This is a genomic window from Roseateles sp. PN1 (genome assembly GCF_038419725.1).
Classification (GTDB): Bacteria; Pseudomonadota; Gammaproteobacteria; order Burkholderiales; family Burkholderiaceae_C; genus Paucibacter_A.
On record NZ_JBCARA010000014.1, the window covers coordinates 71,183 to 84,613 of the forward strand.

At 65.9% G+C, this 13,431-nt stretch carries 5 protein-coding genes; 2 read left to right on the top strand and 3 right to left on the bottom strand.

Annotated elements, in window-relative coordinates:
* Positions 1-212: 212 nt before the first annotated feature.
* Both AABB87_RS19545 and AABB87_RS19550 read left to right on the top strand, forming a co-directional pair.
* The gene (locus AABB87_RS19545) at positions 213-5,912 is read left to right on the top strand and encodes a CHAT domain-containing protein (protein ID WP_341972965.1); all 5,700 of its coding nucleotides are present in this window, start codon (positions 213-215) and stop codon (positions 5,910-5,912) included.
* 120 nt (positions 5,913-6,032) lie between these two features.
* On the top strand, positions 6,033-8,153 hold the full coding sequence (locus AABB87_RS19550) for a metallophosphoesterase (RefSeq protein ID WP_341972966.1): 2,121 nt from the start codon (positions 6,033-6,035) through the stop codon (positions 8,151-8,153).
* A gap of 69 nt (positions 8,154-8,222) precedes the next feature.
* On the opposite strand, the gene AABB87_RS19555 is transcribed toward AABB87_RS19550, so the two are convergent.
* The 3 genes from AABB87_RS19555 to AABB87_RS19565 form a co-directional block, all read right to left on the bottom strand.
* On the bottom strand, positions 8,223-10,208 hold the full coding sequence (locus tag AABB87_RS19555; protein ID WP_341972967.1) for a hypothetical protein: 1,986 nt from the start codon (positions 10,206-10,208) through the stop codon (positions 8,223-8,225).
* A 112-nt stretch (positions 10,209-10,320) separates the two neighbouring features.
* Positions 10,321-11,901: an ABC transporter substrate-binding protein gene (locus AABB87_RS19560; protein ID WP_341972968.1), complete on the bottom strand. Its 1,581-nt coding sequence runs from the start codon at positions 11,899-11,901 to the stop codon at positions 10,321-10,323.
* Between the two features lie 138 nt (positions 11,902-12,039).
* Positions 12,040-13,332: an HD-GYP domain-containing protein gene (locus tag AABB87_RS19565; protein ID WP_341972969.1), complete on the bottom strand. Its 1,293-nt coding sequence runs from the start codon at positions 13,330-13,332 to the stop codon at positions 12,040-12,042.
* Positions 13,333-13,431: the final 99 nt, after the last annotated feature.

Here is a 13,431-nt window from a genome sequence, read left to right on the forward strand (position 1 = left end):
GCGTTGGGTCAAAGCCCGCGTGCTTTCGAAGCCGGCGCCGGCCGTGGCCTCAGCCGCAATCGCCACCACTTCAAAAGATGCGCCCCGCAGCTCCACCAAGCTAGGGACAACAGGCCCGCGCCAGCGTCCACATGCTGCCGCAGCCCGGCCATTGCCGTTAGCATCTGCCCGTTTATCTGACCGTTTGCCACGATCGACCCGGAGCGCATGCCATGGCCAGCAAGTCACAGGACATCACCTTCCTCATCCCAGGCCAGATGGTGGCCAGCCGCTCAGGCGCAGGCGCCAGCCAGGCGGGGGGACTGCAGCGCGGCATCAGCAAGGCCAAGGTGCAGCTCAGCAGCCAGCGTGCCGGCGGCTCGGCCCAACGCGTCAGCGCCCGCCCCGGCGAAGACGTGGTGCTGCTGACTCTGGCCAACGGCCCAACCCTGGTGCTGCACCCGCAGGCCGCCCGCGACCTGATGCATGCGCAGAGCAGCGGCACCACCCGCAGCGCCCTGGCCGCGCATGACGAGGACGAGGTCTTGGTGACGGCCAAGCTGGCCTGGCCCGGCCTGGAAGACAAAGCCACACGTGGCGCCACCCGCGGCTGGATGGGCTCAGCGGTGCTGAGTGCCTTCGAGGTGGTGAGCGGCTTGCTGAAAGATCCGGCCGTTAGCTTGGCCACCGCCGCCATCACCCGCAAGGTGGACGGCCAGGTCAATGCCGGCGTCTACGCGCTGAGCCCCGCCTCGCTGCGCAGCCCGCTCAAGCATGAAACGCCGCTGCAGCAAGTACCCGCCGCGGCTGACGCCGGCCCCTTGCTGATCTTGGTGCACGGCACGTTTGTGGACACGGTCAGCACCTTCGGCAAGCTCTTCGTGCAGCACCCCGACAAGGTGCGCAGCCTGTTCGCGCATTACGCCAACCGGGTCTATGCGCTGGACCACCCGACCATGGGCTTTAGCCCCATCGCCAATGCGCTGACCCTCGTCAACGCCCTGCCCGCCGGTGCCCGCCTGCATCTGCTGACCCATTCACGCGGCGGCCTGGTGGCTGAGGTGCTGGCCCGCGCCTGCGGCGGCGGCGCGCTCAGCGAGGAAGAGCTGGCCCTGTTCGCCGGGGCGGAGTACGAGACGCACCGCCGCGATTTGCAAGCCCTGGTCAAGGCCGCGCAGGCCAAGGGCTTGAAACTGGAGCGAGTGGTGCGTGTGGCTTGCCCGGCGCGCGGCACCACGCTGGCCTCCAAGCGCCTGGACGCCTACCTCTCCGTGCTGCAGTGGGGCTTGCAATTGGCCGGCGTGCCGGTGGCGCCGGAACTGGTGGACTTTGTGCACGAGGTGGCCAGGCGGCGCGCCGACCCTGCAGAGCTGCCCGGCCTGGAGGCCATGATGCCGGAGAGCCCGGTGGTCGAATGGCTGAACCGCAGCGAGGCGCAGCTGCCGGGCGAGTTGCGCGTGGTGGCGGGCGATTTGGAAGGCGACTCCATCGGCTCCTGGCTCAAGACCTTGCTGTCTGACGCTTTCTACTGGACCGATAACGATTTGGTGGTGCAGACCCGCTCGATGTACGGCGGCAGCCCGCGCAGTGGCGCCGGCGCGGCCAGCTTCATCCTCGACCGCGGCGGCAAGACCAACCACTTCAACTACTTCAGCAATGAGCGCACGGTGGCCGCCATCAGCAGCGCGCTGACTGAGGCAGCGCCGGCCGAGTTCAGCCCCATCGGCCCACTCTCTTGGCAAGGCAAGGACGCCAGCGGCACGCGCGCCGCCTTGGCAGTGGCGCGCTCACGCGGCTGGTTCAGCAATGACACCGCCGAGCCTAGCCCCGCCGAACAAGCCCAGCGCGCCGAGCAAGCCGCCAAACGGCCGGCCGTGTTTGTGCTACCAGGCATTTTGGGCAGCAATATCAAGCGCAATGGCAGCCGCATCTGGCTGGGCTTTCGCTTCGTCAACGGCTTGATGAAGCTGGCCTGGGATGAAAAGACCGTCAATGAGTTCGCGCCCGACGGCCCGATCGGCAGCTGCTACGACGCGCTGATCGAGCGTCTGGCCGACACGCATGAGGTGATCCCCTTCGCCTTCGATTGGCGCCGCCCGATTGAGGACGAGGCGCGGCGCTTGGGCCAGGCGGTGGACGCGGCAATCGCCGCCCGCCGCAACAGCGGCCAGCCGGTGCGCATCATTGCCCACTCCATGGGTGGCCTGGTGGCGCGCACCATGCAGTTGGAGGCCCCCGCCACCTGGCGACGCATGATGGCCCACCCGGACGCCCGCCTGCTGATGCTGGGCACACCCAACGGCGGCTCCTGGGCGCCGATGCAAACCCTGTCGGGCGACGACACCTTCGGCAATGCCCTGGTGGCCTTTGGTGCCCTGTTCGACAAGGGCGGCGCACGCAAGATGATGGCCGGCATGCCCGGCTTTATGCAGCTGCAAGACGGTTTGCTGGACCCGCAGCTGGGCCTGGACCGGGCCGAGACCTGGCAAAAGCTGGCCGACCAAGACATCGCCATCCTGCGTGAGCGCAGCTTCTGGCATCAGCTGGATTCACAGATCAGCATCTACACCTGGGGCGCGCCGCCGCAAAAGGTGCTGGACCAGGCCGTGGCCCTGCGCCGCCGGCTCGACGCCCAGATCGGCCAGCTCGGCCTGGACAAGCAAAAGATGCTGCTGGTGGTGGGCCATGCCAGCTTCACCCCGGCCGGCATCCGGCTAGACCCGAACGACGGCCTGGAGTATCTGGACACGCCCGACGACGGCGATGGCCGCGTCACCCTGGCCAGCGCCACCCAGCTGGGTCTGCGGACTTGGAAGCTGGACGCCGAGCATGGCAAATTGCCCGATGTGGCCGAGGCCTTTGCCGCTTACGTCGAACTGCTGCAGACCGGCGACACCCGCTCGCTGGAAACCCTGGAGGCGCGGGCTTCGCGCGCCGCAGCAACAACCAGCACGGCCGGCGGCGCCGCTGCGCCGGCAGCCAGCCCGCAGCTGCAACGCAGCCGGCCCTCGCGCGGCTTGCAGGCCTCGCTGCCGCCTTCGGATGCCGGCGATGTGATGGGCCTGGCCCGCCACAGCGCCAAGCGCGTGGCGGCGGACCAGGGCTCGCGGGCACTGCAGATGACGGTGCTGAATGCCGACCTGCGCTTTGTGCAGCAGCCGCTGTTGGTGGGCCACTACCGCTCCATGACCCTGACCGGGGCCGAGGAAGTGATTGACGCCTTGGTCAATCAAGGCATGAGCCGCGCGCTGGCGGCGGGCCTATATCCCGACGCGGTGGGCTCGCATCAAATCTTTGGCAACCAGCGCCCGCACCCCGACAACCCTTTCCAGATGGCCAGGCCGCAAGCCGCCATCGTGGTGGGCCTAGGCGAAGAAGGCAAGCTGCGCACCAGCGAGCTGATCTTCACCGTGCGCCAGGCCGTGATGGCCTATGCCCAGCGCCTGTCCGAGCAAGCGACTGGCACCGCCGGCAGCGAGACCCCGGCGCCACTGGAGTTCGAGCTGGCCGCCACCTTGATCGGCAGCGGCGGCACCGGCATCACCACCGGCGCGGCCGCCCAAGCCATTGCCCAAGGCGCTTGGGCCGCCAAGCAGAAGTTGCAAGGCACAGGCTGGCCGCAACTCAGCCGCCTGACCCTGACCGAGCTTTACCTCGACCGCGCTGGCGATGCCTGGCGCGCCCTGCAGCAGCTTGAAGCCGCCAGCCCAGGCAGCTACAAGCTGGTCGGCAAGGTCAGCTCAGGGCCGGGTGCGATGCGGCGCATGCTGGACTCGAATTACCGCGGCAGCAATTACGACTTCATCAGTGCCCTGTCCGTGCCGGGCCACAAGCCGGATCAACCCGCCATCGCCTACAAGCTCAACACCAAGCGCGCACGCAGCGAGCTGCGGGAGCAGCATGCCCAGGGCGCCCTGCTGCGCGAATTCGTGGCCCGCGCCTCCAACGATGCCAATACCGACACGCAAATCGGCCGCACCCTGTTCAATCTGCTGATCCCCGTCGAGATGGAGCCCTTCCTGGGCGGCAGCAGCGAGCTCGTGATTGAGCTGGAGCCGGCCACCGCCGGCATCCCTTGGGAATTGCTCAACACCAACCCGCTGGACAGCGGCGAAGACAAGCGCCCCTGGGCGATTCGCACCAAGCTGATCCGCAAGCTGCAGCTGGACGACTACCGTGCCGAGCCGCGCGATGCCAGCGCGGACGACCATGTGCTGGTGATCGGCGAGCCGCTCTGCGACCCCACCCTCTACCCGCGCCTGGAAGGCGCACGCCAGGAAGCCCTGGCCGTGGCCGAGCAGCTGAGCCGCGCAACTGGGCCTGGCGCCGGCCAAGACGGCGTCGAGCGCGTCAAACTGCTGGCCGAACAGAACGATGCACAGACCATCATCAACGCCTTGTTCGAGCGCAATTACCGCGCCGTCCACATCGCCGGCCACGGCGTGCCGGGCCCGAACGGCGGGCTGGTGCTGTCGGGCCAGAACACTTACCTCAGCGCCGCCGAGGTCAAGTCCATGCGGGTGGTGCCGGAGCTGGTCTTCCTGAACTGCTGCCACCTGGCCGGGCGCGACGCGAGCGCCGTGCTGCAAACCGAACCAAGCAATGGCAACAGCCGTTACGACCGCGCCAGCTTTGCCGCCAACACGGCCGAAGCCTTGATCAAGGTCGGCGTGCGCTGCGTGGTGGCCGCCGGTTGGGCCGTTGAGGACGAAGCAGCCAAGGTCTTTGCCACCACCTTCTACGCCAGCTTGCTGACCGGCGCCCGCTTCATCGAAGCCGTGGGCCGCGCCCGCGAGGCCGCCTGGAGCGCCAACCGCCAAGGCAATACCTGGGCCGCCTACCAATGCTATGGCGACCCCGAATGGACCTGGCGCCGCGAAGGCGCCGATGCCCAGCGCCCCAGCACACCGCTGGCGGAAGAGCTGGCAGGCGTGGCCTCGCCCGTGTCGCTGACGCTGACGCTGGAGAACATTGCCGTGCGCGCCCAGTACGGCAAGAGCTCGCCCCAAAAGCGCCAGGGCGCACTCGACAAGCTGCGCTATCTGGAGGCCGAGTTCAAGCCGCTGTGGGGCAGCATGGGCGCGGTGGCGGAAGCCTTTGCCGTGGCCTACAACAGCGCGGGTGAACGCAAGGCCGCGCTGGAGTGGTACCGCATCGCCGTGGAAGCCGAGGACGGCAGCGCCTCGCTGAAAGCGAGCGAGCAATACGGCAATCTGCTGGTGCGCGAAGGCGAGCTGCAGGCCGACCTAGCCCTCATCCGCAGCGGCATCAGCCTGCTGGAGCGCGTGCTGGCAGTGCAGCCCACGGTAGAGCGCGAAAACCTGATGGGCTCGGCCTGGAAGCATCTGGCCATGGTGCTGGAATCGAAACAGGCCCAGTCTGCGGGCAAAGCAGCTCCCCCCGCCGTCACCGAGGCTTTGAGCAAAGCCGCCCAGCACTACAGCCAGGCCGCGCAGCGCTGCTTGCAAGCGCAGGCCGGGGAGTTGTTCTACCCGCGCATGAACGCCATGGCCATCGAGCTGCGCCTGGCCTTCTTGGCGGGCCGACCTATCACTGACGCCGAAGGTGCCGAGTCGACGCCCGAGTTGAGCGCCGAGGCCTTCAAAGCGGCGCGTGACTCGTTGACCGAGACCAATGCACGCAAGCCGGACTTCTGGTCGGTGGTGGGCCAGACCGAGCTGGACATATTGCAAGCACTCAGCCAATCCAGCTTGGCCGGCGCGGCAACGGCCGTGCTGCAAAGCTTGCAAGGGCTCAAAGTCCGCGTGCCCGCGCCCGCCATGTGGGACACGGTATACAAGCAGGCCCGCTTCACCCTGGAGCCCTACCAAAGCGTCAGCCATGCCAGCGCGGCCTTGCGAAGCGCCGAGCAAAAGGCGGCCAAGCAATTGCTGGAAGGCATCAAGGCGCTGGCGGCGGGCAGTCGCAGCTGAACGGACTGGCGTCACATCAGGCGCACAAAATGGGCGGGTGGACAATGGCGCCGTGCCAGCGCCCACCTCCGCCTGCCCGCCTTTGCTTTCGTCTCCTTGTCTGCCTTTTTGCCCGCCCCAATGAACCGACACCGTCCTCTGCCCGCCCCCACTTTGCAGCATCGCCGGCTGCCGCTGAGTTTGGCCGTCAGCGCGGCGCTGTTGCTGGCCGCCTGCGCCAGCGGTCCTCAGCAGCAGGCGCAGCAAGCCCAGGCTTTGCCGCCAGCCATGAACAAGCTTTTGGGCGCGCAAGAAGCCGCCGGCCTGAGCCGCGCCGAGGGCTTGCGCCGCATCGCCGCCCGCAGCGGCCTGAGCGTTGAGGAATTGCAGCAGCAACCCTCGCGACTGGACCCCATCGCCCAGGATCTGCTGGCCCGCTTTGAGCGCGACACCCAAGCCCTGATCACTTCCGCCCAGGCCAGCAGCCAGCCGGAGGCCATGGCGCTGGCCTTGCCGCTGCTCGATACACCCGGCCGCTTCTACGCTTGGACCCAGTTTGCCGACATGGCCCAAGCGCCCTTCTCCACCTCCCACATCACGGCGGTGACTGCCGCAACGCCGGGCGCGCAAGGCCAGCAGCGCGGCTCGCTCGAGCACGAAGTGCCTTTCTCCGGCCCCGAGCTCAAGGCGGCCAATGCCACAGCCACCGATCTGGCCGCACGTTATGCGATGAGCGACCCCAGCCTGGGCCGCGGCCAACAAGTCGCCCGCGTCATCACCGCCGCAGCGCAGTGCCCACAGTTGCTGGTGGACGGCCGGCCGCAGCCCATGCAGGTGCGCGCCCCCGCCGTGCGCGGCGTCGCCAGCAATGCCGCAGCCCAGACCGGCGACAAGCGCCAGACCATAGGCGCCGATTTCGAACTGCTGACCTGCGAGGCCACGCTGCCGCCTGCGGCGCAAGTGGTGGGCGTGGGCGGTCAGCGCCTGGCGCTGCGCCCGCCGCAAGCGCAAGTCAATCGCGTGGTGGTGGTGGGCGACACCGGCTGCCGGGTGCAGGGGCCTCATGCCTTCGGCAGCGGCAAGCCGGGCGCGCCGCTGCAAGACTGCAGCGATGAATCCGATTGGCCCTGGCGCAGAATAGCCCGCGCCGCCGCCAGCTTCAACCCGGACCTGATCATCCACAACGGCGACATCCATTACCGCGAAGGCTTGCCCAAAGGCACCGAGCCCGGCCAGCCCCAGCCCAACGAGGCCCGCGTCGCCGCCTATATGGACACCATCACCTACGGCTGGAAATCCTGGGAAGCAGACTTCTTCCGCCCCGCCGGCGCGCTGCTAGGCGCCGCGCCCTGGGCCATCACCCGTGGCAATCACGAGTTATGTGACCGCGCCGGCGCGGGTTGGTATCGCTTTCTCGACTATCGCCGCTTCCCATCGCAAGAACCGAAATACAGCCCGGACTACGACCCCGCCATCTGCAGCAATGCCACCGACCCGCTGCTGGTGCGCCTGGGTGATTTGCAGCTGATTTTGATGGACGTGGGCGGCCTGGCTGATGCCCCGGGGCGCGGCCGCAATCAGGGCTGGACCAATGGCGACCATTTGCGCACCGCCCGTCAACTCACGGCGGTGGCGCACGACAGCAACACGCGCAGTGCGGCCGTATCCTGGCTGGTCACGCACAAGCCGCTGTTCGCCTTTTACTCGGGCGGCCCCAAAGTCACCAGCAGCACCTGGCAATTTCAGAAGGCTTTGCAGCCCGGCGTCGAGAGCTTTGGCGCGGGCAATGGCGAATTGCCAGCCAATCTGCAGATGGTGCACTCCGGCCATATCCACGGCTGGATGATGATCAGCCACCCGGCACAGACTGGGCTACCCACGCAATACCTGATCGGCAATTCCGGCCAAGCCCTGGAAGGCTTCCATTTCGGCGCTCGGGGCGACAAGCCCTACCAGGCTGCAGCCCCTGAAGCGCAGGCCAATGACATCGCAGCGCAAGACCGCCGTTGGCCTTGGCACGACGCGCCCTGGGCTTTCCAACTGCCCAATGGGGCCATGGCGCAACCCGACGCCTTCAGCAGCAGCCCGGTCGTCGATGCGGGCAGCAAGAACGCGCACAGCGAGGAGTTCGGCTTCGTGGTGTTTGACCGCATCGCCGGCACCAGCAACTGGACCGCCCGCATGTTCGACCCACAACGCCAGCTGCTGCGCACCTGCACCACCGAGGGCAAGCGCACCCGTTGCGAAGCCCCGGCCAAGTGAATGAGCAGCGGCCCCAGCAAGAATGCTGGGGCCGCGACTTGATCTGGTGCTGATCGAGGGCCGAAGCGATTACGGCGCCAGCGTGTAGCGCGTGTAGTAGCGGCGGCCGGCGACGTCTTGCGCGCCCAGCCACAGCTCGTAATTGCTGGCAACAAACGCGTCCGGCACGCTGATGCCGGCGAGGGCCAGCGTGGTACTTGGCGGCAGTGGTGGCGTCGTGTCATTGATCAGCGGCGCCTGCGTCGGATCGGCCGGCACATTGAGCACCGTGCGCACACTGATCAAGCGCAAATCAGGGTTGGCCGCCGCCCAGGCAGACCAATTGATCGTCAAGCCCGCCGGCAGCTGGCTGCTACGCAGTGGCGCGCTGCTGCTGATGCCGTCCAGCGTCGGGAAGCGCGCTGCAGGTAGCTCCGCCGGCACATCGGCTGGCAAATAGACCGTACGCGATTCCGCCGTACCGCTGAGGCTGTAAGTCACCAGGTATTTGGCATTGAGCACGAGGTCGTCGGCGCCAATCCAGCCCACAGAAGATCGCAGCAAGGCCGTGTCAGCCAAGCCACCGGTCGGCACCAGACTGGTGGCGCCGGCGGTGCTGGAAATGCACAGCTGAGCCTGCCCGCAATTGGCAAAAGGAATGCTGAAGCCGCCCGGCGTCTGCACCGTGGCCTGGGTCAGCAGCGGCGCGTCAGACCCTTCAAGCAGCGTCTGAATGCTGATTTGCAGGCCGGCCACCGGGTTCGGCGTGATGGCCGTACTGTTCGTGCCATCGGCCGCCAGCGCCCGGAAGGCCAGCGGGTAGACCGCCAGCGCCAGCTTCTTGCCATTGCCAATCAAGTTCCACACCGAACCGGTGGTGGAGGTCTTGGAATAACTGACCGCATCGCTGAAGGTATCGACCACGGTGCCGGAGACATCGCTGATGGGTGCTGCCACCAGCACGCGTTTGCACAGGCCGCCGGTCACCGTGTCATCGGCACAGCCGGTGATCTGCCAGCGGCCGAACTGGCGATTCTTGGCAACGTAGTCGGCCAGCTTGGTGGCGAGCGCGGCCTTGAGCCGGCCGTTGTGCGTGTCATAGCCCGCCAACAAGGCGTGCGAACCAATGGTGGCGGCACTTGCCCCTTGGGCGATCAGCTTGTTCAGCGCGGCGCTGAGATCGTCCAGTGCGGCCAGATTGGCCAAGGTCGCCGTCGGGCTGGTGGTGGCTTTGAGCGTGCTGGTGATGGCGCTGGTGGGCGTCGGGCTGCTGGTCTTGAGCAGCTCGGTCTGCGCCATGGGCAAATCCACCACCACTTCTGCTGCTTGACTGGGCTGCAGCTTATTGCTCAGCTGCAGCTGCATCACACCCTTGCTGTTCTTGACCAAGCTGACGCGCAGGCTTTCGATCAGCAAATCATGCGCGCCCTTATTGGCGGCGAAGGCCGGATCGGCCAGCAGGCTAAGGGCTGTTGGGTTGCTGAACTTCAGGTCAGTCAGCTGGGTTTTGACCAAGGTTTTGACGAACTCGCCGGCCGCGCTGGCGGCCGTGGCGGCCGCGGCAAGCGCTGGGCCATTGGATTTGGCCGCGGCAAACACCGGCTGCGGGTCGGCGCCCAGCGCCAGCGCCACCACCGCATTGCTCAGCGGCGACACATGGGCCACCATGGCCGACGCATTGGCGGCCAAAATCGGCACCGCCGAATGCAGCACTTGCGGGTTGCCGGCGGTATCCAGGCCACTGACCTGCACCAGCAAGGGCGCAGTCAGGCTCTTGCTGCTCAAAGTCAGGCTATAGGAGCCGTCAGGCGCGCGGGTGGTGGTGCTGCCCAGGCTGGCGCCGCTGCCGTCCACCACGGCGACACGCGCATTCATCAGCGGCGCCCCCACCGCGGCGATGCCGCTGAGTGTCGGACCGCTGGCGAACTCAGTGACGCCGCCGCCCCCCGAGCTGCTGTCACCGCCCTTGCCGCCACCACAGCCGACCAAGACTGCGCAAACGAGAAGCAGGCCCAGGCCCAGCTGACGCGGGGCGAAGGGGCGAGATGGCAAGAACAGGCTGGGCATATTGATCATTCGGGGTGCTCAAGCCCCAAGGCTTTTCTATCGCATGATCTTGCCACCGCGACCCCGGCCGAGGTCAGCGGAGATGCCAGCCGATTTGGGGCCTAACGCCCAGTTTGCGGCCTCATTTACCGAGCTTGACCCAGCTCAGCTCCAGCCAGTTGTCGGGCCGGTGCACCACCTCGACGCCATTGCGCATGGCCCAGGGAATCACCTGGCGATGCAGGGGCAAGACATGGAACTGCTGCTTGAATTCGGTGATGGCGGCCTTGATCAGCTGCTCGCGCTTGGCCGGATCGGCCTCAACACTGGACTGCGCGGCCAGGGCGTCGAATTTGTCATTGCGCACATCGCCGTAGTTGTAGGCGCCCACGCCTTGCTCGCCGCGCTTGCGGAACACCGGGGTCAGGATGGACTCGGCATCGGTGATTGGCCCGCCCCAGCCGTAGAGATACAAGCTGGTGTCGAGCTTTTCCAGCTTGGGGAAGTAAGTGACCCGCGGCATGGCATTGACGTTGATCTTGATCTTGAGCTGCGCCCACATCGCAGCCAAGGCCTTGCAGATGGACTCGTCATTGATGTAGCGGTTATTGGGGCAGTCCAGCGTGACCTCGAAGCCATCGGCATAGCCGGCCTCGGCCATCAGCTTGCGAGCTGCGGCAATGTCGAAGGGCGTGCGGGCCTCGATTTGCGCGTCATTGAAGGAGGCGCTGGCCGAGGGCGTCAAGCTGCCGGTGGTGACGCTGAGGCCATTCATCAGCTTGGTCTTGAGCGTTTCCACATCGATGGCCTGATACATGGCCCGGCGCACGCGGATGTCTTTGAAGGGATTCTTGTCTCCGCCGGCCTTGCCGTAGAGCAGCTTGTCGCGGGCCTGATCCATGCCGATGAAGACCAGCCGATTCTCCGGCCCATCCACCACCTTGACGCCACTGGTGCTGCGCAGGCGCGGCACGTCGCGCGGTGCGGGGTCCAGCACGAAGTCGATCTCGCCCGACACCAGCGCCGCAAGACGCGTCGCGTCATTGGCGATGGGGCTGAACACCACCTCTTGCACATTGCCCTCGAACTTGCCCCACCAACTGGGGTTGCGTTTGTAGACGGTCTTGATGCCCGGTTGGCGCGTCACCAACTGGTAGGGGCCGGTGCCGTTGGCATTCATGCTGGTGAAGCTCTCTTCCTTGTTTTTGAAGTCCAGTGGCTTGGTGACGCGGTTCGCCTCCGACCACGGCTTGCTCATGATCCACAGCAAGTCGATATGCTGCAAAAAGATCGGATTGAACTTGGTGAGCTGGAATTCCACCGTCAGCTCGTCGATCTTTTTGGCCACGCCGACCGCATTGGCGTAGACAGCGAGTTGCGAGCTGCTTTCCTTTGCGCGCTGGATGGAATAGACCACATCATCGGCCGTCAGCGCTCGGCCATCGTGGAACTTGACGCCCGGCCGCAGCTTGAAGCGCCACACGAGCGGCGAGACCTGGCTCCACTCGGTGGCAAGACCTGGCACCAGATTCAGGCTGCGGTCGCGCCGGGTCAGGCGCTCATAGACCTGACCATTGACCATATTGGTCATGCTCTCGTTCTGCGAGTGCGGGTCCATGGTTTGCGGGTCGCCCTGGCTGGCCCAGCGCAAGGTTTGCGCCTGCAGCAACATAGGCGTGCAGCATGTCGCCAGCGCCAAAGCTATCAACGTGATTCTCTTCATCAAGCGGCCTCCCTCAGCCAAGTTCGTGAGGGGAGTTTAGGCAGGGCTTGCTGCGCAGCAGCCCGGGGCAACCCTAGCAGCTGCCCCTGCCCTGGCCACTTGCAGGCCTGGGCAAGGAATCAAAGCGCTAACGAGGCACTAAAGCGGTGCGCGCCAGATATCGTCCAGATGAGTAAAACCCCAATCCAGCGGCGACTCGCGACCCACCACGCGATCGCCGGCGGTCGGGCTGGCAAGATCCAGCAACTGCACCGGCACCGGCAGCTTGGAGCGGGTCGAATAAAACACCCGCACCACAGGCGCAGCCAGGCTCAGCGGGTTCAAGTCCACCACCACGGCCAAGCGGCCGGATTCCAGTTTCACCAGGCTGCCGACCGGGTAGATACCCACGCATTTGACGAAGGCTTTGAAAATGACCAGGTCGAACTGCCCCGTCCACTGCGCCATGCGCTGAATCGAGCCAGCCGGGTCCCAAGCGCTCTTGTATGGCCGGGTGGAAGTGATGGCATCGTAAACATCGCAAACCGCGCCCATGCGGGCCAGCACGCTGATTTCCTCACCCTTGAGCTTTTGCGGGTAGCCCGTGCCGTCCATCTTCTCGTGATGATGCAAGCAGACGTCGAGGGCTGACGCCGGCACCGCGCCACCTTCCTTGAGCATCTGATAGCCACGCAACGGGTGCGAGCGGATGACGTTGAACTCGGCATCGGTGAGCTGGCCGGGCTTGTTCAGCACATCCAGGGGCATCATCATCTTGCCCACATCGTGCAGCAGACCCGCCAGGCCGGCCTCGCGCGACTGCGCCTCATCCATGCCGAGCTGTTTGGCCAGCGACACCATCAGGGCGCAAACCGCCACCGAGTGCATATAGGTGTAGTCGTCCTTGGTCTTGAGCCGTGCGAGGCTGATCAAGGCCGATGGATTGCGCGACACCGAGTCAGCCACCTCTTCCACGATCGGCAGGCATTGCTCGACATCCATGGCGCGGCCCATGCGGGCCTCGCCGAACAAATTGATCACCGCTTGCTTGCTGCGGTTGATGACCTTGCTGGCTTGCGCCATTTCGGTCCCCAAATTCACCTTTTGCTGGCTGGCTGGCGCAGGAGGCGGTGGTGGCGACGGCGCAGCAACCGGTGCTGAGCGCGGCACGGCGGGGGCTGCGGCAGGCGGCGCCACTGGCGCAGCCTCGATCAAGGCAGCGGTGACGCTGGCCTCTTCATTGACCTGCTCGTTCGAGGTCGGGCGCACATCGTCGCCTTTGCTGACATCGATCCAAACGGCGGGCACGCCGCTGGTCAACAAGGCCTCCAGATCAGCCTGGTCCTTGATGACGAACTTGGTTTTCCAGAACGGGTGGGATAACCATGATCCCTCCATCGACTGGAGGAACATGCCCAACTGAACCTGCTGTGTAGGAATCTTCTTGAGCATTCGGGGCTTTGTTGCTCGTGCAGTCGAAAATGAAATTGTCACACTTTGAAGTATGACCCACCCCCTAAACTGAACTCGTGAAAAATAGACGAAAAAAGG

Coding starts and splice junctions, on each gene's coding strand:
- AABB87_RS19545 (WP_341972965.1), top strand. CDS start 213: ATGGCCAGCAAGTCACAGGACATCACCTTCCTCATCCCAGGCCAGATG.
- AABB87_RS19550 (WP_341972966.1), top strand. CDS start 6,033: ATGAACCGACACCGTCCTCTGCCCGCCCCCACTTTGCAGCATCGCCGG.
- AABB87_RS19555 (WP_341972967.1), bottom strand. CDS start 10,208: ATGATCAATATGCCCAGCCTGTTCTTGCCATCTCGCCCCTTCGCCCCG.
- AABB87_RS19560 (WP_341972968.1), bottom strand. CDS start 11,901: ATGAAGAGAATCACGTTGATAGCTTTGGCGCTGGCGACATGCTGCACG.
- AABB87_RS19565 (WP_341972969.1), bottom strand. CDS start 13,332: ATGCTCAAGAAGATTCCTACACAGCAGGTTCAGTTGGGCATGTTCCTC.